This window comes from Bradyrhizobium sp. MV1.5 (genome assembly GCF_055807615.1).
This window is the reverse complement of the sequence record NZ_JBVVPL010000035.1, coordinates 1-18,820: the sequence shown is the minus strand read 5'-3', so window position 1 is coordinate 18,820 and position 18,820 is coordinate 1. Positions and strand designations below refer to the sequence as shown.

Below are 18,820 nucleotides of genomic sequence, written 5' to 3'. Positions count from 1 at the left end.
GGGGGGGGGCGGCGCCCCCCGCGGCCCCGCGCGGGGGGGGGGGCCCCCCATCCGCATGGGCACCTGCTGCCGCCCCCGCGGAGGCCCCCCCCAACCCTACCCTCTCCCCGCAGGCGGGGAGAGGGGAAGAGACAGCGGCGTACGCCACCCTACTCCGACATCGGCTTGTCGGAGATGTCCCAGTCCTTGCCGGTGAAGGTGGAGATGAAGAGCGTCTTCATCGGCGTGTAGTTCTCCGGCGTGTAGCTGTAGGTGACGCCGTCGAGGAAATAGGGCGAGTGGAAACCCGCGAGGGTCGAGGCCTGCTTCAGCACGTTGGCGCGGGTGAGCTCGTCGCCGCAGCGGCGCAGGATCTCGCCCATGGTGACGGCCTGGCCGTAGCCGGCGAAGGCGATGGTGTTGTCCTGATCGATCGCCGGCGTGTACTTCTTGCGCAGCTCCTCGAACGCCATCACGTCGGGGTCCTTCTCCCATTTGGGCAGGCCGACCTCCTTGTTGTAGCGGATGGCGACGATGCCGGCGGCGTTCTCCAGGCCCGCGGCATTGAGGATCGAGCGGCCGGTCGAGCCGGCCGACAGCAGCTGCAGCGGCTTCCAGCCGAGCTCGGCCACTTTCCGGATCGACTGCGACGACGCCTTGCCGGTGGAGATGTTGTAGAAGACGTCCGTACCCGATTTCGAGAGGTTGATGAGCTGGGAATCGACCGTCGGATCGGTCAGATCGTAGGTCTGCTCCATGATCACCTTGGCGGTGCCGCCGGCGTCTTCCAAGACCTTCTTGAAGGGGCCGAGGAAGTCGCGGCCGAAATCGTCGTTCTGGTAGAGGATGCCGACCTTCGCGTTCGGCTTCACGCTGACGACGTGACGCGCCAGGATGCGCGCCTCGGTCGGATAGAGCGGCAGGCCCGCCATGGTCCATTTGAACTCTTTCGGGTTATTCCACTTCGACGCGCCGGTGTTCAGCAGCAGCTGCGGCACGCCCTTCGAGTTCAGGTATTTGTGCACGGCGGTCTGCGGGGCGGTGCCGAGCGAGCCGTAGAGCGCGAGCACCTCTTCCTGCTCGACCAGGCGCCGCGTCGCCTCGACGCATTTCGGCGCGCTGTAGGCATCGTCCATGGTGAGGAATTTAACCTTGCGTCCGTTGATGCCGCCCTTCTCGTTCAGCATCTGGAAATAGGCTTCGCCGACGCGCCCGAGCACGCCGTAGAGCGAGCCGGGGCCGGAATGCGGCACGGTCTGCCCGATCTTGATCTCGGTGTCGCTGGCGCCGGCGTCGTATTTCTTCTCCGCGGCCCAGACGTAGGGCGCGGGCAAGGTGGATGCCGCGATGGTGGCGAGCGCGGCGGCGCTGAAATCGCGCCGCGATGGATTCTTCGTCATTGTGTGTTTCTCCCTAGCGAGGACATTGTGCTGGCATCGCGGCACGTGTCGCAAGTGGGAAGTCACCGCTTTGCGACGCAATGACGCTCAAAGCGCCGCTTATAGCGCCTAGACTCAAGTTTTCTCGGTGACCACGACGAGGCCGCGCACCGGCTCGTTGTTCTCGGTCCGTGGCGAGGCCCGCTCCAATGTCAGGAGCTTGAGGCCGGCCTGCGCCATCGCATCGCGCACATATTCCGCCGAATGGGCATAGCGCAGGCCTTCGCCGAGAACGATGCCGCTGCCGTCATGGGTCTCCAGCGTGAACGCAAGCACGCCACCGGGCTCGAGCACGCGCCTGGCCTCACTGAGCACCGGCGCGAGATCGGGGAGATAGACGAACGCATCGGCAGCGACGACGAGATTTGCACTCGCCTCGCCCCTGCTGCGCAGGCCCTCGATCATGTCGGCGACGTCGAGCTCGGCATAGAGGCCCGTTGCGCGCGCCTCCTTGACCATGCCGGGCGACAGATCGATGCCGATGAATTGGTCGACCTGTTTTGCGAAGGCGGCGGCCGCAAGCCCCGTACCGCAGCCGAGATCGATGGCGCGCTTGAACAGGGAGGGCTTCTTCGCGGCGACGCGGGCAGCCACCACCGCCTTGAAGATCAGCGACGGGGCGCGATAGCCGAGATCGTTGATCAGCACGTGTTCGAAGCGCGGCGCGTATTGATCGAACAAGGCCTGCACATAGGCCTTGGGCATCTCGGACAATTGCGCGTCGCCGAGGCGTATCAGATGCAGATGAGCGCCGTGCTGATCGCTCGGATCGGACTCGCGCGATTTGCGAAAGGCCGCAATGGCCTTTTGGCGCTCGCCGAGTTGCGCGCGGATCTCGCCGAGCGTGAACCAGGCCGAGGTGAAATTCGGCGCAAGCTCGATGGTCTGCTCCAGCAGGTCGGCCGCCGCCGCCAGATCGCCCTTGAGCTGGAGGTCGCGCGCGAACTCGAAGCGGCGGTCGGCCATGAGATCGCCGGAGGTCAGGAACAGGCGCAGGGGCATTGGGGGAACCAGGGAACGAAGCGGTGATGACTCGAAGATGCGGGGTCGCAACCTATATAGCAGGCATGCGTCCGCAAGACATCCTGCTGCCAGTTGCCGCCGGCCTATGCTGCAAGCCCGGCGGCTTCCATATCGACCCCGTCCGCCCGGTCGAGCGGGCCGTGATCACCCACGGCCATTCCGACCATGCCCGCGCCGGCCACGGCGCGGTGCTTGCGACACAGGAAACGCTGGACATGATGCGGCTGCGCTACGGCGAGAATTTCGCCGGCTCGACGCAGGCGATCCGCTATGGCGAGGAGATCCGGCTCGGCGATGTCCGCGTCAAGTTTCACCCGGCCGGCCATGTGCTCGGTTCGGCGCAGGTCGCGGTCAGCTGCAAGGACACCTGCATCGTCGCCTCGGGCGACTACAAGGACGCACCAGACCCGACCTGCACGCCGTTCGAGCTGGTGCCCTGCGACGTCTTCATCACCGAGGCGACGTTCGGCCTGCCGGTGTTTCGCCATGGCGATGCGGCCGACGAGGTCAAGAAGCTGCTGGCGTCGGTGACGCTGTTTCCGGAGCGCGCGCATCTCGTCGGCGCCTATTCGCTCGGCAAAGCCCAGCGCGTGATCGCGCTGCTGCGCCAGGCGGGTTACGATGCGCCGATCTATCTGCATGGCGCGATGGAGAAGATCACGCATTACTATCAGAGCCGCGGAATCGAGCTCGGCGAGTTGCGGCCGGTGAAGGGCGTGAAGAAGGCGGCGCTGGCCGGCACCATCACGCTGGCGCCGCCCTCTGCGACATCCGATCTCTGGACCCGCCGGTTTCCCGATCCCGTCACGGCATTCGCCTCCGGCTGGATGCGGGTGCGCGCCCGCGCGCGGCAGCGCGGCATCGAGCTGCCGCTGGTGATCTCGGATCACGCCGATTGGGACGGCCTCACCGCCACGATCGCCGCGACCGGCGCCGGCGAGATCTGGGTTACCCATGGCCAGGAAGACGCGCTGGTGCATTGGTGCCAAAGCAAGGGTTTGCGGGCGCGACCGCTCGATCTCGTCGGCTATGGCGACGAGGAGGAGACCGAGACGCCGCTCGCTGACGAGGCCGAAGCATGAACCGCTTCGCCGAGCTTCTCGACCGCCTCGCCTACGAGCCCGGCCGCAACAACAAGCTGCGGCTGATCACCAGCTATTTTCGCGAGGTCGCCGATCCCGACCGCGGCTATGCCCTGGCGGCGCTGACCGGCGCGCTGAGCTTCAAGCACGCCAAGCCCGCGCTGATCCGCGACCTGATCGCCTCGCGCACCGATCCGGTGCTGTTCGGACTGAGTTACGATTATGTCGGCGATCTCTCCGAGACGATCGCGCTGATGTGGCCGAAGCGCAGCGCAAACAACGGCGAGTCTTTTCCGAGCCACCCCTCTCCCCCGCCCTCCCCCACAAGGGGGGAGGGAGCGCAGTTGCGCGCGCCGCTGTCAGTGAGCGCGACAACTGACAACCATTCCCAAAGTGGTGGACGCACGGCTCTCTCCGTTCCCTCCCCCCTTGTGGGGGAGGGTCAGGGAGGGGGGTACTCCGGGCGAGATGCTGGAGAGTCCTTCCGCCCGCGCAACCACAACAACCCGCCGCCGCCGACGCTGACCGAGGTCGTCACCACGCTGCGCACCCTCGGCAAGACCGAGCTGCCGAAGCAACTCGAGCGCTGGCTCGACGAGCTGGACGAGACCGGTCGCTGGGCGCTGTTGAAGCTCGTCACCGGCGCATTGCGCATCGGTATCTCCGCGCGTCTGGCCAAGACCGCGGCCGCTGCGCTCGGTGACAAGGATCCGCATGAGGTGGAGCTGATCTGGCCTGGTCTCGCGCCACCCTATCTCGACCTGTTCGCCTGGCTGGAAGGCCGCGGCGACAAGCCGGTCAATCGCGATCCCGCGCCGTTTCGCCCGGTGATGCTGGCGCATGCGATCGAAGACACGGATTTCGCCGCGCTCGATCCCGCCGACTACATCGCTGAATGGAAATGGGACGGCATCCGCGTGCAGGCGGTGGCGGGCCGCGACGAGCACGGCCGCATCACCGCGCGGCTCTATTCGCGCACCGGCGAGGACATCACCGGAAGCTTTCCGGACCTCGTGCCGTCGCTGCGGCTACCCGGCGCCATCGACGGCGAGCTTCTGATCCTGCGCGAAGGGCGCGTGCAGAGTTTCAATGTTTTGCAGCAGCGGCTGAACCGCAAGGTCGTGTCTCCGAAGCTGATCAAGGAGTTTCCGATTCATCTGCGCGCCTACGATCTGCTCGGCGACGACGAGAACGATTTGCGCGAATTGCCGTTCACGGAACGTCGCGAGCGGCTTGAGACCTTCATCGGCAAGCTTGACGATCCCCGCATCGATCTGTCGCCCACCGTCGCCTTCGCAAGCTGGGAGGCGCTGACCGCCGCACGCGCCGATCCCGCGAGCGCCGGTGCGGGCGAAGACGCGGACGCCGTCGAAGGCGTGATGCTGAAGCGGCGCGATGCACCCTATTTGCCGGGACGGCCGAAGGGACAGTGGTGGAAGTGGAAGCGCGATCCGCACATCATCGACGCCGTGCTGATGTATGCGCAGCGCGGCCACGGCAAGCGCTCGTCCTACTATTCCGACTACACCTTCGGCGTCTGGACCGCAGGCGCGGGCAGTGACGAACTGGTGCCGGTCGGAAAAGCCTATTTCGGCTTCACTGACGAGGAGCTGCTCCAGATCGACCGCTTCGTGCGTCGCAATACCACCGAAAAATTCGGTCCCGTCCGCCACGTCGTGCACGAGCCCGACAAGGGCTTGGTGCTGGAGGTCGCCTTCGAGGGGCTGCAGCGTTCGCCGCGGCACAAATCCGGCGTCGCGATGCGCTTCCCCCGCATCAGCCGGCTGCGCTGGGACAAGCCGCCGCGGGAGGCCGACCGGCTGGAAACGCTGGAAAAGATGCTGAAGGCGGAGGCGGCGGAGATTGAGGCGTGAGGGGAGACGGAGTTAGAGCCCAGGTGCAGCCACCCGGCAGGTGCGCTCCCTCGCCCGCTTGCGGGAGAGGGTCGGGGAGAGGGTGCCTCCACATTGGGAATCCCCAAGAAGAGAGAGCCCTCACCCGCGCCTTGCGCGACCTTTCCCGCAAGCGGGAGAGGTCGCAGCGAGCTTGCGGCACGATCATCCCGCAACCAAGGCGTACCCGCCCTGCCCGAATTAAAATCCCGTAAGCCGATTGACGCCCCCTCACGGGTTCCCCATGTCCCCCGCCTTGCCCTATGATAGGCTCGAATCCCCTGAGGAGTTTGAGATGGCCCACGACGTCAGAGATTTGCCGGCCGGCCGCAGTGACGGCCTGAACCGCTTTCTCGGCGGCTCGCCGTTGGCGGTCGCGTTTCGCCTGGTGCTGCTCTCGATCCTCGTCGGCGTCGTGCTGGCGGCGATCGGCTTCGATCCCTGGAATATCATCTACAGCATTCGTCTTCTCTTCCAGCGTTTGTGGGATCTCGGCTTCGATACCGTGAACTGGCTGTGGCGCTACTTCCTGCTCGGCGCCGTGATCGTGATTCCGATCTGGCTGCTGATGCGCGTTTTCGGCGCGCCCCGCAGGTAAGTCGTTAGTTTTGAGCATGACCTTGTCGGAAAACCGCTCCACACTTTTCCGGATCATGCTCTAGGGAGCCAGCAGCCGATGCAATTGCGCTTTGTCGGCTGCGGCGACGCCTTCGGATCCGGCGGCAGGCTCAACACCTGCTTTCACGTCTCGGGGCGCGAGGTCAATGTCCTGATCGATTGCGGCGCGTCGGCTCTGCCGGCGCTGAAGCGACTGGAGATCGACCGCAATGAGATCGATCTCATCCTGATCACGCATTTCCACGGCGACCATTTTGCCGGGCTGCCGTTTGTCCTGCTGGACGCGCAATTCTCGCGGCGGACGCGGCCGCTCACGATCGCCGGCCCCAAGGGCATCGAGACGCGGCTGCGTGCGGTGATGGAGGTTCTGTTCGAGCACTCCTCGAAGACGAAACAGCGCTTCGAGCTGTCCGTCGTCGAGTTCGTGCCGGAGCAGAGCCAAAGCTTCGGCGCGGTGACGGTGACGCCCTATCCCGTCGTGCACGGCGAATCCGGCGGACCGTTCCTCGCCTATCGCGTCGAAGCGGAAGGCCGCGTCCTGGCCTACAGCGCCGATACCGAATGGACGGAGACGCTCATTCCGCTGGCGCATGGCGCCGACCTTTTCATCGCCGAAGCCTATATGTACGAGAAGGTGGTCAAGAATCACCTCAGCCTGAAGACCTTGGAACAGCACCTTCCCGAAATCGGCGCAAAACGCCTCGTGCTCACCCATATGAGCGAAGACGTGCTGTCGCGCCTCGACGACATCGCCCACCTCGCCGCCGAAGACGGCATGGTGCTCGTGTTCTGACATGCACGCACCCGTTCACTTGAAGATCGGTTCCCGTCAGGTCTTCGCCATCGCGGGCCCCGCGATGGTCGCGAATCTCACCACGCCGTTGATCGGCGTGGTCTCGACCACCGCGATCGGACGGCTGGACGATGCCGCGCTGCTCGGCGGCGTCGCCATCGCGTCCGTCATCTTCGATTGCCTGTTCTGGCTGTTCGGCTTCCTGCGCATGAGCACGCTCGCCTTCACCGCGCAGGCGCTCGGCGCCGGCGAGACGCGCGAGCTGACCGCGATCCTGGTGCGCGGCTTCATCGTGGCCGGCCTGATCGGCGTAGCCCTGATCGCGCTGCAACTGCCACTGGCCTCCGTGCTGCTCGACCTGATGGGCGGCAGCGAAGGCGTCACGCGCGCGGCGAAAACCTACTTCGTGATCCGAATCTGGTCGGCGCCGCTGGCGCTCGCCAATTACGTCATCCTCGGCTGGCTGGTCGGCCAGGCTCGCGCCAATCCGGCGCTCGCGCTCCAGGTTGTCATCAATCTCGTCAACGCGGCGGCGACGATCCTGCTGGTGCTGGTCTACGACACCGGCATCGCGGGTGCTGCGATCGCCGCGCTGCTGTCTGAAGTGGCAGGATTCGGGCTCGGCATGATCGTCTGCCGCCGCTATGCGGTGGGCGGGTTCGCGGTACCGTACGCAGAACTGTTCGACCGGGCCAAGCTGATGCGGCTATTGGCGGTGAATTCCGACATCCTGATCCGCACCGCGGCGCTGATCGCCGTATTCCTGTTTTTCACCGCCAAGGGCGCGCGGGCCGGCGACGTCACGCTGGCGGCCAATTCCGTGCTCAACAATTTTCTGCTGGTCAGCGCCTTCTTCCTCGATGGTCTTGCGAACGCAGCCCAGCAGCTTTGCGGCCGTACGCTCGGCGCACGCGACGCCAGGGGATTTGCGGATTCGACCCGGCTGGTGCTGCTATGGGGGCTCGGCTTCGCGCTGGTCGTGTCCGCGCTGTTTGCGCTGTTCGGGCCGAACTTGATCGATTTCATGACGACGAGCGAAGCCGTCCGTCGCGGCGCGCGGGAATTCCTGCCCTTCGTCGTGCTCGCGCCGATTCCCGGCGTGTTCGCCTTCGGCTTCGACGGAATCTATATCGGCGCGACCTGGGCGCGCGAGATGCGCAATCTGATGCTGGCCTCGCTCGCGATCTTCCTCGCCGCATGGTGGGCGCTGCAATCGTTCGGCAATGCCGGGCTGTGGAGTGCGCTGATCGCCTCCTACGTCTCGCGCGGCGGCTTGCAGGCCGCGCGCTATCCGGCGCTGTACAGGAAGACGTTTTCGAAGCAGTCGCTGTAACGCGTAGCCCGGATGGAGCGAAAGCGTAATCCGGGGCCTTCGCGTCCGCGGATAGAATCCCGGATTGCGCTGCGCTCCATCCGGGCTACGCGGCGCGAACTACATCCCCGGCCAGTCTTCCGCCGTCAGCGTGGCGGCGTCGGAGCCGACGATCTCGGAGAGAGAATCCCGCCCCGTCCGCAGGAGCGTCGAGGCGAGATCGCGCTTGATCTCGTCGACGAGGCCGAGGCCCTTGTAGACCAGCGAGGAATAGAGCTGGATCAGGCTCGCGCCGGCGCGGATCTTCGTCAGCGCGGCGCCGCCAGAATCCACGCCGCCGACGCCGATCAGGGGGAATGCGCCCTCGACGCGCACATAGGTCTCCGCGACCATCCGCGTTGATAGCCGGAACAGGGGCCGGCCGGACAGGCCGCCCTGCTCCTTCGCGCGCATCTCCTCGCGCAGCGTGCTCGGCCGCGCGATCGTCGTGTTCGACACGATCATGCCGTCGACCCGGCGCGAGCGCGCGACCTGCACGACGTCGTCGAGCTGGGCGAGGCTCAAATCCGGTGCGATCTTGAGCAGCACCGGCGTGTCGCCGGCGCTCTCGCGCACCCGCTGGCGCGCGTCGATCACCCTGGCGAGGAGATCGTCGAGCAGCGCGCCTTCCTGCAGATTGCGCAGGCCCGGCGTGTTCGGCGAGGAGACGTTGACGGTGAAATAGCTCGCGACCGGCGCAAAGGTCTCGATCAGCTTGACGTAATCATTGACGCGATCAGGCGAGTCCTTGTTGGCGCCGACATTGACGCCGACGATGCCGCCGTGCTGCGCGCGCGCCGCGAGCCGGCGCAGCGCTGTCTCCGCGCCGTCATTGTTGAAGCCCATGCGATTGATCACGGCCTCGTCGCGCTCCAGACGAAACAGCCGCGGTCGCGGATTGCCGCTTTGCGGCTTCGGCGTCACCGAGCCGATCTCGACAAAGCCGAAGCCGAGCCGCAGCAGCGCATCCGGCACTTCGGCGCTCTTGTCGAAGCCCGCGGCCATGCCGATCGGATTGGGGAAGTTGAGCCCGAACGCACGCACCGCAAGCTTGGGATCGTCAGCGTGCGGCTTGCCCGGCGGCAGGAAGCGCAGGCCCTGGATCGCGAGGCGATGCGCATCCTCGGGATCGAGCCAACGCAACACCGGCAGCGAGAGAGCGTCGAAAGCGCGGATCACGGGACAAGCTCCGGAACATCGTGGCCGCCGTCGGAGCGCGTGTTGAGGTTCATCACGGCAATCACCGCGCCGAGATCGAGCTCGCCATAAAGATGCGGAAACAGCTCCTCATTGCGCGAACGCTCCCAGCGCAATGCGCTGCCGAGCGCGTCGCCGTCGACCTCGACCAGGAACAGCGCGCGCTGCCCGAGATAATGCTTGCGCAGTGTCTCGGGAACCTGGGCGGCGGTCGAAAAATGGATGAATCCGTCGCGCAAATCGCCCGCGCTGCCGCGGTAGACACCCTGCCGTTCCGCCTCGCGCCAGGCCGAGGCCGGACAGATTTTGTAGATCTTGACCACCGCTTACGCAGCCCTGTTTGCTCGTTGAGTCTTTTGGGGTTTTTGGGTCGTGCGGGTCCCTGAAACCCGGGCGCGACCGTAATGGCCGCCCCCTCCGAACTCAAGACTTAGAGCCATTTCCGCTCCGATGAAATCGAAGCAGGGCTCCAAATTCCTGTTTTGACGCATTCCTGGCGCGAACCGGTATCCGGTTCGCTTGAAAACACGCTCACTGCGCCCCTTGCGCAAAAAGCGGAAAACCGGTTGATTCGAGGATAGTTTTCCTGAGTTGCGACGGGCTGGACCTTTCATGGTCAGGCAGGCCAAAGCGCAGAGAATGCTCACTCACGACCGGATCTGGGGTGCACTGGATCGGCTGGCGGCGCGCGCCGGCCTGTCGCCGTCGGGCCTCGCCAAACGCGCCGGACTCGATCCCACCACCTTCAACAAGTCCAAGCGCGTCACCTCCGACGGCCGCGAGCGCTGGCCCTCGACCGAATCGATCGCGAAAGCGCTGGCGGCGGCAGATTCCTCGATCGACATTTTTGCCAGGCTGGTCGGCGACGAGGCAGGCGGCGGCCGCTCGGTGCCGCTGCTCCGCTTCGCGCTGGCAGGCGTGAGCGGCGCCTTCGACGAGTCCGGCTTTCCCATCGGCAAAGGCTGGACCGAATTTGCCCTTCCCGCCGTCGAAGGCAACCACAGCTTCGCGCTGCAGATTACCGGCGAAGCGCTTGCGCCTGCCTATCGCGACGGCGACATTATCCTGGTCGCGCCCGGCGCGCCGATTCACAAAGGGGATCGCGTGGTGGTGAAGACCAAGACTGGCGAGGTGACGGTGGCGACGCTGAAGCGCCGCACGACAAAAGCTCTGGAGTTGCAGCCGCTCGATGCCTCCCAGGCCGAGCGCAGGATGGCGGCGAGCGAGGTCGGCTGGATCGCCCGGATCGTGTGGGCAATCCAGTGATCGCGTCTCACTTGCGCGTCGTGACCGGCGATGATTTCAGCCGCGCCGCATCCGCCGCAGACAGCCTTGCGACTCAACATCTCTCTCGCATAGGTTGCGGCCACTCATTGCCGGGCAAGTTCATGTTAGGGGGAATATGATGAATCGCCGTCACGCATTGAAGGCCCTCGCGGGTCTTGCGCTTTGTCCGCTCTGCAAGCCGGCCTTCGCCGCCGAAGGTGCGCATTGGAGCTATGAGGGCGTCGGCGCGCCGGCCAAATGGGGCGATCTCGACGCGGCCAACAAGGCCTGCGCAGTCGGCCTGCAACAATCGCCGATCGACATCGAGGCGACGGTCAAATCGCAATTGCCCGCGCTGAAGCTGAACTGGGGCAAGAGCGCCGACACCATCGTCAACAACGGGCACACGATCCAGCTCAACTTCACCGAGGGCAGCACGCTCACGCTCGGCGAGGTCAAATACAAGCTGCTCCAGGTGCATTTCCACCGCCCGAGCGAGCACATGATCGGCGGCAAGAATTTTCCGATGGAGGCGCATTTCGTTCACCGCAACGATGCCGGCGGGCTCGCCGTGGTCGGCGTGCTGATGGCCGAGGGCAAGCCGAACCCGGCCTTCGGCAAGATCGTCAAGACCATGCCGGCCGCGGAAGGCCCCGCGGTGAAGGCGGACACGACCATCGATCCCCACGCCATGCTGCCCACGAGGCTCAGCTACTTCCGCTATCCCGGCTCGCTGACGACGCCGCCCTGTTCGGAGGTCGTCGAATGGCTGCTGCTGACCAACCCGATCCAGGTGTCGGCCACCGATGTCGCCGCGTTCGCAAAGCTCTATCCGATGAACGCGCGCCCGGTGCAGAAGGACAACCGGCGCTACGTGCTGCGGTCGATCTGAGCCGGGGCTGAAGGTCCGTAGCCCGGATGAGCAAAGCGACATCCGGGACCGCTGGTGCGGCTAGCTAGCGAAAACCCCGGATGTCGCTTCGCTCATCCGGGCTACGAGTTCGCTACAACGGAAGCGGTCGCCTCACGCACTCCGCGCCAGCGCGCCGTCGATCATGTTGACCGCGTTCTGCACGCCATACACCGCGACAAAGGAGCCGAAGCGCGGGCCCTTTTCCTGGCCGAGCAGCACCTGGTAGAGCATGTTGAACCAGTCGAGTGTCACGCCGGGACGGCCGTCCTTGCCCTTCTTGACCTGGTCGAGGAACGGCTCGCGGCGGCCGATCTCGTAGACGACGTTCTGGATGTCCTCGGCCGAGGCGTCCTGCGGAAGCTGCGATAGCGCGTCACGCAAATCCTGCAGCGCCGCGCGCTCGGTCCCGGTCGGTTCGCGGAACGTCTTCGTCGGCGCGACGAAGTCGCGGTAGTAGTTGATGGCATAGCCGACCATCGCATCGAGCTTGGGATGCGTCTGTGGGCTCACGCCGGGCCGATAGCGGCCAATGAAACCCCACAGCGTCTCGGCATTCTCCGCATTCGACGACGACACCAGCGTCAGCAAGAGCTGGAACGTGACGGGCATGTCGAACTTCGGCGGATGGCCGCTGTGAACGTGCCAGACCGGATTGCCGAGCTGCTGCCTGGCGTCCTGCCTGGCAAAGCCGTCGATGAACTGCTGGTAGTCGTCGACGTTGCGCGGGATGACGTCGAAATACAGCCGCTTGGCCGCCTTCGGCTCGCGGTACATGAACAGCGACAGCGATTCCGGCGAGGCGTAGCGCAGCCATTCGTCGATGGTCAGCCCATTGCCCTTCGACTTCGATATCTTCTGGCCCTTGTCATCGAGGAAGAGCTCATAGTTGAAGCCCTCCGGCGGCGTGGCGCCGAGCGCCCTCGCGATCGCGCCGGAGAGTTTGACCGAGTCGATAAGGTCCTTGCCGGCCATCTCGTAGTCGACGCCGAGCGCGACCCACCGCATCGCCCAATCGGCCTTCCACTGGCACTTGACGTTGCCGCCGGTGACCGGCGTCTCGACTTCCTGGTTGGTATCGGGATCGACATAGGTCACCGTGCCGGCGGCGACGTCGCGGCGGATCATCGGCACCTGCAGCACGACACCGGTGGTCTTGCTGATGGGCAGGAACGGCGAATAGGTCGCGCGACGGTCGGGCCCGAGCGTCGGCAGGATGATCGCCATCACCTTGTCGTAGGCAGCTAACATCTTGAGCAGCGTCGCGTCGAAACGGCCGGATGTATAATAGTCGGTCGAGCTCGCGAACTCGTAGTCGAAGCCGAAATGATCGAGGAAGGCGCGCAGCCGCGCATTGTTGTGGTGCCCGAACGAGGGGTACTCGTTGGAGAACGGATCCGGCACGCGCGTCAGCGGCTTGCCGAGATGCGCGGCCAGCATCTCCTTGTTGGGGACGTTGTCGGGCACCTTCCGAAACCCGTCCATGTCGTCGGAGAACGCGAGCAGGCGGGTCTTGATCTTGTTCTCGGTCAGCACATGAAAAGCGTGCCGCACCATCGAGGTGCGCGCGACCTCGCCGAAGGTGCCGATATGCGGCAGGCCTGATGGCCCGTAGCCGGTCTCGAACAGCACCTCGTCCTTCGGGCTTTTCTTCAGCCGCGCGACAATGGCCTTCGCCTGCTCGAACGGCCAGGCGTTGGATTGTTCGGCGAGCGCACGCAGATCGCTCGGGTTCGCGGCAAGATCGATAACGGACATCTAAGGGGCCTCCGGGCCGCGGAAAATAGCGATTTCCGGGCAGAATGCAATTTTGTGAGACCCTCATCCTGAGAGCTGTGACGCTTTCGCTCGTTCGGAGCGCCTCCGCAGCGCATAAACGAGAGCTCATCGACGAACCCAGAACCGCCATTTACCGCGATAAACAGCCCCACTCCGCCTCACGTCCCGCGCGGCTTGACCCGCCGGGTCGGCAGCGCATTCGCCGGATCTTCCGGCCAGGGATGGCGCGGGTAGCGGCCGCGCAAATCGGAGCGCACGGCACTGTAGCTGCCGCGCCAGAAACCAGGGAGATCGCGCGTCACCTGCACCGGGCGCTGCGCCGGCGACAGCAGTTCCAGCACCAGCGGCACCTTGCCGGCGGCGATCGAGGGATGGGTGTTGAGGCCGAACAATTCCTGGAGCCGTACCGCGATGGTCGGCCCCTGCTCGGCTTCATAGTCGATGGCGAGCACGCTGCCGGTCGGCGCCTCGAAATGCGTCGGCGCCTCGCGGTCGAGCCGCGCGCGCATCTCCCACGGCAACAATGCCGTCAGCGCGTCGGAGAGATCGCCGGCGGAGATATCCTTCAGCGCGATCTTGTCGTAGAGCGCCGGCACCAGCCAGTCGTCGCGCCGCGTGATCAACCCGTCGTCCGAGAGGTCGGGCCAGCTGTCGCCCTCGGCCTTGCGCAAAAATATCACGCGATCGCGCCATTGTTTGGCGGCCTTCGACCAGGGCAGCCGGTCGAGGCCGGCGGCAATGAGTCCGTCGGCGAAGATGCGCGCAGTGTCCTCCGAGGGCGATACGGCGAGTGTCGCCTCGGAGAGCGTGATCGCGTGCAGCGCGCGCTTGCGCCGCGCCCGCAGCGCCATCGCGCCGCGATCGAACGATATCTCCTCGACGGATTCGATATGCTCGGCGAAATGCCGCTCGATCTCGTCCTGCGAGATTTGCGCTGCGAGCAGAATGCGTCCGCTCGCCGCCGTGCCTGTCATCTCGCCGATCGCGATATAGGGGGCGCGCGCGAGTGACGAGGTCTGATCGACGGCGGCACCACGGCCATTGGCGAGCACGAAGCTGCCGTTGCCGCGGTTGCGCGCGACGCGATCCGGGAAGGCGTAGGCCAGCATCAGGCCGGTCGAGAGGCCAGCTTCTCCGATCGCCGCCTTCTCTGACGCCGCCACCTGCGAGGCCCAGCGCCGCGCGAGGTCGCGCGCGCTTGCGGCACGCGGGGAACGGTCGCGGCGGAACTGATCCCGCCGGTGCTCGAGATCGACGCTGTCGCCGCCGAGCCCGCGCTCGGTGATGATGGCAGCGATCTCGGCGGCGGCTTCGCCCTCGCCGGCACGATGCGAATCCACGATCATGCGCGCGAGCCGCGGCGGCAGCGCCAGCGCGCGCAGGCTCTTGCCTTCCGCGGTGATGCGGCCATCGCCATCGAGCGCGTTGAGCTCGGAGAGCAGGCTTTTTGCTTCCTTCCAGGCCGGCTGCGGCGGCGGGTCGAGAAACGACAGTGCGGCAGGATCGGCGACGCCCCATTGCGCGAGATCGAGCACCAGCGAGGACAGATCGGCGCTGAGGATCTCGGGCTGGGTGTAGGGCGCGAGCGAGGCTGTCTGAGGTTCGTCCCAGAGCCGGTAGCAGACACCGGGCTCGGTGCGGCCGGCGCGGCCGCGGCGCTGGTCCGCCGCCGCGCGCGAGACGCGCACGGTCTCGAGCCGGGTCAGGCCGATGTCGGGCTCGTAGCGCGGCACGCGGGCAAGACCGGAATCGACCACGATGCGCACGCCCTCGATGGTGAGCGAGGTCTCCGCGATCGAGGTCGCCAGCACCACCTTGCGCGTGCCCTTGGGTGCCGGCGAGATGGCACGATCCTGCACGGCGGCGTCGAGCGCGCCGAACAGCGGCACGATTTCGATGCTGGAATCCTGCACGCGCTCGGCGAGGAGGCTCTGGGTGCGGCGGATTTCGGCGGCGCCCGGCAGGAACGCCAGCACCGAGCCGGCATCGGCCCGCAGCGCCGAGGCGATCGCGTCCGCCATCTGCCGCTCCACCGGCACATCCGCCTTGCGGCCGAGATAGCGCGTCTCGACTGGAAAGGCGCGGCCTTCGCTTTCGACGACGGGCGCTTCGCCGAGCAATTTTGCCACGCGGGCGCCATCGAGCGTGGCCGACATCACGAGGATGCGCAAATCCTCGCGCAGGCCGGTTTGTGCATCGCGCGCCAGCGCGAGGCCCATGTCGGCGTCGAGCGAGCGCTCGTGGAATTCGTCGAACAGGACGGCGGCGATGCCCGACAGCTCGGGATCGTCGAGAATCTGGCGGGTGAAGATACCCTCCGTCACCACCTCGATGCGGGTCGCGCGCGATATCTTCGAGCCGAAGCGGACGCGATAGCCGACAGTCTCGCCGGCGCGTTCGCCCAGCGATTTGGCCATGCGGTCGGCGCTGGCGCGCGCCGCGATGCGCCGTGGCTCCAGCACGATGATCTTCTTGCCTTTGGCCCAGGGGGCATCGAGCAGCGCCAGTGGCACGCGCGTAGTCTTGCCGGCGCCCGGGGGCGCCACCAGCACGGCGGCATGATGCGCCTCCAGCGTGCGCGAGAGCTCGTCGAGCACGGCATCGATCGGGAGGGGCGTGTCGAAACTGCGGGGCAAGGCCTGTCCATTCGTCATGCCCGGGCAAGAGCGTGAGGCGCGTCTGCGCACGGAAGCCGCCGGGCATCCACGTCGTCACACTAGAAAACAGACGTGGATGGCCGGGACAAGCCCGGCCATGACGGAATCGTTGCGACGTTGGATCGCTAGCCCTGCGCCGGCGGCCGCCCCACGCTCTCATAGACGAAACCGGCCGCAGCCATCTCCTCGGGGCGGTAGATGTTGCGCAAGTCGACGATGACGGGCTGCGCCATGGTCGCTTTCAGCCGGTCGAGGTCGAGCGCGCGGAACTGGACCCATTCGGTGACGATGACGATCGCATCGGCGCCTTCCGCGCAGGAATAGGCGTCCTCGCAATAAGTGATGCTGGGCAGCTCACCCTTCGCCTGCTCCATGCCGACGGGATCGAAAGCCTTCACCTTGGCGCCCATGTCGATCAGGCCCGTGACCAGCGGGATCGACGGCGCATCGCGCATGTCGTCGGTGTCAGGCTTGAAGGTGAGGCCGAGCACGGCGATGGTCTTGCCGCGCAGCGAGCCGCCGAGCGCCTGGCTCACTTTTCGCGCCATCGCGCGCTTGCGGTTCTCGTTGACCGCGAGCACGGATTCGACGATGCGAAGGCTCACATCGTAGTCCTGCGCGATCTTGATCAGCGCCTTGGTGTCCTTCGGGAAGCACGAGCCGCCAAAGCCGGGACCGGCATGCAGGAACTTGGTACCGATGCGGTTGTCCAGGCCAATGCCGCGCGCGACCTCCTGCACGTTGGCGCCGGCCTTTTCCGAAAGGTCCGCGATCTCGTTGATGAAGGTGATCTTGGTCGCGAGGAAGGCGTTGGCGGCGTATTTGATCATCTCGGCGGTGCGGCGTTCCGTGAACATCAACGGCGCCTGGTTCAGCGACAGCGGCCGATAGATGTCGCTCATCACCTTGCGGCCGCGCTCGTCGGAGGTGCCGACGACGATGCGGTCGGGGAATTTGAAGTCGCGGATCGCCGCGCCCTCGCGCAGGAATTCGGGGTTCGAGGCGACGACGACGTCGGCTTTGGGATTGGTCTCGCGGATAATGCGCTCGACCTCGTCGCCGGTGCCGACCGGCACGGTCGACTTGGTCACCACGACGGTGAAGCCGGACAGCGACTGCGCGATCTCTTTCGCGGCCGCATAGACGTAGGACAGATCGGCGTGGCCGTCGCCGCGGCGCGACGGCGTGCCAACCGCGATGAACACGGCATCGGCATCCGCGACCGGCTTGGACAAATCGGTGGTGAACTCCAGCCGCTTGGCCTTGACGTTGGTCGCAACCAGCTCTTCGAGCCCGGGCTCGTAGATCGGGATCTCGCCGCGATGAAGGGCCGCGATTTTCTTCTCGTCCTTGTCGACGCAGATGACGTCGTGACCGAAATCCGCAAAGCAGGCCCCGGACACCAGTCCCACATAGCCCGTGCCGATCATAGCAATGCGCATGAAAAACCCTGTTTGGCTTGGTTAACGAAACCGCAATTCCAAGGCGGTTTAGCATTTTACCGGGGTGAGGGAACAGCCCGCGTACAAAAAACGGCACAGCACTTGTACCAGTTAAGCAATCGTAAGCCGCAAGGCGCCAAACTGCTCCGCGTTCACACAGATCCCGGCGGAACACGCCTCGAAAAGAGACACCATGGCACTATCAGGCACAATCGCCGCGAGCGGGGGACTCAAGGCCCCGTCTGCTGCGCGTGTCGATTGGGTCGATTACGCCAAGGGCATCTGCATCGTCATGGTCGTGATGATGCATTCGGTGCTGGGGGTCGAGCTTGCCGCCGGCGAGACCGGCTTCATGCATGTCGTGGTGGCTTTCGCAAAGCCGTTCCGGATGCCGGATTTCTTCCTGATTTCAGGCCTGTTCCTATCACTGGTGATCGACCGGGACTGGCGAACCTATCTCGACCGCAAGGTGGTGCATTTCGCCTATTTCTATGTCGTCTGGGTGACAATCCAGTTCGGCTTCAAGGCTCCTGCCTTCGCGGCGGAAACGAGCTGGCGCGACGCCGGCTTGCTATATCTGGAATCTTTCGTCGAGCCGTTCGGCACGCTGTGGTTCATCTACCTCCTGCCGATCTTCTTCGTCGTCACAAAACTGACACGGCTGGTCCCGCCGCCCGCGATCTGGCTGATCGCGGCCGCGCTGGAGACGGCGCGTGTCGCAACCGGCTGGACCGCGATCGACGAGTACTGCGCGCGTTTCGTCTATTTCTATTCGGGCTATCTGTTCGCGCCCTACGTGTTCGCGCTGTCGGACCGCGCGCGCAATCATCCGGCATGGGCGCTGGCAGCACTCGCGGCATGGGCGCTGGTCAATGCCGGCCTCGTTACGCTTGGGGCCAGCGAGTGGAAATTCGTATCGCTCGTGCTCGGCTTCGCCGGCGCCTGCGCCATCATCACGATGGGCACGCTGCTCGCGCGCGCGCAATGGCTGAACGTCTTCCGCTTCTGCGGCGAGCATTCGATCGTGATCTATCTCGCCTTCTTCCTGCCGATGGCGGCGACACGGACGCTGCTATTGCGCACGGGCATCATTCCCGACATCGGTGCGGTATCGCTGATCGTGACCATCGCCGGCGTGATCGGCTCGCTCGCAATCTGGCAGATCACTCTGCGCCTGGGCGGCAACTTCCTGTTCGAGCGGCCCGATGCGTTCTGGATCGCGCCGAAGAAGACAGGGCCGGTGCTGCAGGCGGCGGAATAGCCACCCTCTCGATGTCGTGGGGCGGGGGGGGGGGGGGGCCCCCCCCCCCCCCCCCCGCGGGGGGGGGGGGGGGGGGGGGGGGGGGGGGGGGGGGGGGGGGGGGGGGGGGGGGGGGGGGGGGGGGGGGGGGG

15 protein-coding genes are annotated in these 18,820 nt (G+C 65.8%); 8 read left to right on the top strand and 7 right to left on the bottom strand.

From position 1 onward, the window contains the following. Positions 1-149: 149 nt before the first annotated feature. Together AC0L2J_RS26730 and AC0L2J_RS26725 are read right to left on the bottom strand one after the other, a co-directional pair. Positions 150-1,379 carry an ABC transporter substrate-binding protein gene (locus AC0L2J_RS26730; RefSeq protein WP_473395024.1) on the bottom strand — a complete coding sequence of 410 codons (1,230 nt, stop codon included), beginning with the start codon at positions 1,377-1,379 and terminating at the stop codon, positions 150-152. A 114-nt stretch (positions 1,380-1,493) separates the two neighbouring features. Next, positions 1,494-2,420 carry a class I SAM-dependent DNA methyltransferase gene (locus AC0L2J_RS26725; RefSeq protein ID WP_473395023.1) on the bottom strand — a complete coding sequence of 309 codons (927 nt, stop codon included), beginning with the start codon at positions 2,418-2,420 and terminating at the stop codon, positions 1,494-1,496. Positions 2,421-2,485: 65 nt separating this feature from the next. On the opposite strand from AC0L2J_RS26725, the gene AC0L2J_RS26720 reads away from it, so the two are divergent. The 5 genes from AC0L2J_RS26720 (at position 2,486) to AC0L2J_RS26700 (ending at position 8,159) form a co-directional block, all read left to right on the top strand. Beyond that, the gene (locus AC0L2J_RS26720; RefSeq protein WP_473395022.1) at positions 2,486-3,523 is read left to right on the top strand and encodes a ligase-associated DNA damage response exonuclease; all 1,038 of its coding nucleotides are present in this window, start codon (positions 2,486-2,488) and stop codon (positions 3,521-3,523) included. After that, positions 3,520-5,397: an ATP-dependent DNA ligase gene (locus AC0L2J_RS26715; protein WP_473395021.1), complete on the top strand. Its 1,878-nt coding sequence runs from the start codon at positions 3,520-3,522 to the stop codon at positions 5,395-5,397. Before AC0L2J_RS26720 ends, AC0L2J_RS26715 begins: the two co-directional genes overlap by 4 nt. A gap of 313 nt (positions 5,398-5,710) precedes the next feature. Further along, positions 5,711-6,013 carry a DUF6460 domain-containing protein gene (locus tag AC0L2J_RS26710; RefSeq protein WP_063994549.1) on the top strand — a complete coding sequence of 101 codons (303 nt, stop codon included), beginning with the start codon at positions 5,711-5,713 and terminating at the stop codon, positions 6,011-6,013. 78 nt (positions 6,014-6,091) lie between these two features. Further along, on the top strand, positions 6,092-6,826 hold the full coding sequence (locus AC0L2J_RS26705) for an MBL fold metallo-hydrolase (RefSeq protein WP_473395020.1): 735 nt from the start codon (positions 6,092-6,094) through the stop codon (positions 6,824-6,826). A 1-nt stretch (position 6,827) separates the two neighbouring features. Further along, a complete protein-coding gene (locus tag AC0L2J_RS26700) occupies positions 6,828-8,159 on the top strand; it encodes an MATE family efflux transporter (RefSeq protein WP_473395019.1) in 1,332 nt (443 codons plus the stop codon). Between the two features lie 99 nt (positions 8,160-8,258). Here the strand turns inward: AC0L2J_RS26700 and AC0L2J_RS26695 are convergent, their stop codons facing one another. Beyond that, a complete protein-coding gene (locus AC0L2J_RS26695; RefSeq protein WP_473395018.1) occupies positions 8,259-9,356 on the bottom strand; it encodes a quinone-dependent dihydroorotate dehydrogenase in 1,098 nt (365 codons plus the stop codon). Further along, positions 9,353-9,697, bottom strand: a complete 345-nt coding sequence (locus AC0L2J_RS26690; RefSeq protein ID WP_473395017.1) for a DUF952 domain-containing protein — start codon at positions 9,695-9,697, stop codon at positions 9,353-9,355. Before AC0L2J_RS26690 ends, AC0L2J_RS26695 begins: the two co-directional genes overlap by 4 nt. A 289-nt stretch (positions 9,698-9,986) precedes the next feature. Between AC0L2J_RS26690 and AC0L2J_RS26685 the strand changes: the two genes are divergently transcribed. Beyond that, positions 9,987-10,640: a S24 family peptidase gene (locus AC0L2J_RS26685; protein WP_473395016.1), complete on the top strand. Its 654-nt coding sequence runs from the start codon at positions 9,987-9,989 to the stop codon at positions 10,638-10,640. A gap of 139 nt (positions 10,641-10,779) precedes the next feature. Further along, positions 10,780-11,532, top strand: a complete 753-nt coding sequence (locus AC0L2J_RS26680; protein ID WP_473395015.1) for a carbonic anhydrase — start codon at positions 10,780-10,782, stop codon at positions 11,530-11,532. Between the two features lie 132 nt (positions 11,533-11,664). Here the strand turns inward: AC0L2J_RS26680 and AC0L2J_RS26675 are convergent, their stop codons facing one another. The 3 genes from AC0L2J_RS26675 to AC0L2J_RS26665 all read right to left on the bottom strand — a co-directional run bounded on the left by AC0L2J_RS26675 (position 11,665) and on the right by AC0L2J_RS26665 (position 17,428). Then, on the bottom strand, positions 11,665-13,308 hold the full coding sequence (locus tag AC0L2J_RS26675; protein ID WP_473395014.1) for a lysine--tRNA ligase: 1,644 nt from the start codon (positions 13,306-13,308) through the stop codon (positions 11,665-11,667). A gap of 179 nt (positions 13,309-13,487) precedes the next feature. Next, complete coding sequence (gene hrpB / locus AC0L2J_RS26670) at positions 13,488-15,965, bottom strand: ATP-dependent helicase HrpB (protein WP_473395013.1); 2,478 nt, start codon at positions 15,963-15,965, stop codon at positions 13,488-13,490. A 146-nt stretch (positions 15,966-16,111) separates the two neighbouring features. Continuing rightward, positions 16,112-17,428 (bottom strand): UDP-glucose dehydrogenase family protein, encoded by a 1,317-nt coding sequence (locus AC0L2J_RS26665; RefSeq protein ID WP_473395012.1) that lies wholly within the window; start codon positions 17,426-17,428, stop codon positions 16,112-16,114. 193 nt (positions 17,429-17,621) lie between these two features. On the opposite strand from AC0L2J_RS26665, the gene AC0L2J_RS26660 reads away from it, so the two are divergent. Next, positions 17,622-18,689 carry an acyltransferase family protein gene (locus tag AC0L2J_RS26660; RefSeq protein ID WP_473395011.1) on the top strand — a complete coding sequence of 356 codons (1,068 nt, stop codon included), beginning with the start codon at positions 17,622-17,624 and terminating at the stop codon, positions 18,687-18,689. Positions 18,690-18,820: the final 131 nt, after the last annotated feature.

What these genes read in the sequence shown, in the direction of transcription:
- AC0L2J_RS26680 (WP_473395015.1), top strand. Translation starts at nt 10,780, where the DNA reads ATGAATCGCCGTCACGCATTGAAGGCCCTCGCGGGTCTTGCGCTTTGT.
- AC0L2J_RS26685 (WP_473395016.1), top strand. Translation starts at nt 9,987, where the DNA reads ATGGTCAGGCAGGCCAAAGCGCAGAGAATGCTCACTCACGACCGGATC.
- AC0L2J_RS26700 (WP_473395019.1), top strand. Translation starts at nt 6,828, where the DNA reads ATGCACGCACCCGTTCACTTGAAGATCGGTTCCCGTCAGGTCTTCGCC.
- AC0L2J_RS26665 (WP_473395012.1), bottom strand. Translation starts at nt 17,428, where the DNA reads ATGCGCATTGCTATGATCGGCACGGGCTATGTGGGACTGGTGTCCGGG.
- AC0L2J_RS26675 (WP_473395014.1), bottom strand. Translation starts at nt 13,308, where the DNA reads ATGTCCGTTATCGATCTTGCCGCGAACCCGAGCGATCTGCGTGCGCTC.
- AC0L2J_RS26720 (WP_473395022.1), top strand. Translation starts at nt 2,486, where the DNA reads ATGCGTCCGCAAGACATCCTGCTGCCAGTTGCCGCCGGCCTATGCTGC.
- AC0L2J_RS26715 (WP_473395021.1), top strand. Translation starts at nt 3,520, where the DNA reads ATGAACCGCTTCGCCGAGCTTCTCGACCGCCTCGCCTACGAGCCCGGC.
- AC0L2J_RS26705 (WP_473395020.1), top strand. Translation starts at nt 6,092, where the DNA reads ATGCAATTGCGCTTTGTCGGCTGCGGCGACGCCTTCGGATCCGGCGGC.
- AC0L2J_RS26730 (WP_473395024.1), bottom strand. Translation starts at nt 1,379, where the DNA reads ATGACGAAGAATCCATCGCGGCGCGATTTCAGCGCCGCCGCGCTCGCC.
- AC0L2J_RS26710 (WP_063994549.1), top strand. Translation starts at nt 5,711, where the DNA reads ATGGCCCACGACGTCAGAGATTTGCCGGCCGGCCGCAGTGACGGCCTG.
- AC0L2J_RS26660 (WP_473395011.1), top strand. Translation starts at nt 17,622, where the DNA reads ATGGCACTATCAGGCACAATCGCCGCGAGCGGGGGACTCAAGGCCCCG.
- AC0L2J_RS26725 (WP_473395023.1), bottom strand. Translation starts at nt 2,420, where the DNA reads ATGCCCCTGCGCCTGTTCCTGACCTCCGGCGATCTCATGGCCGACCGC.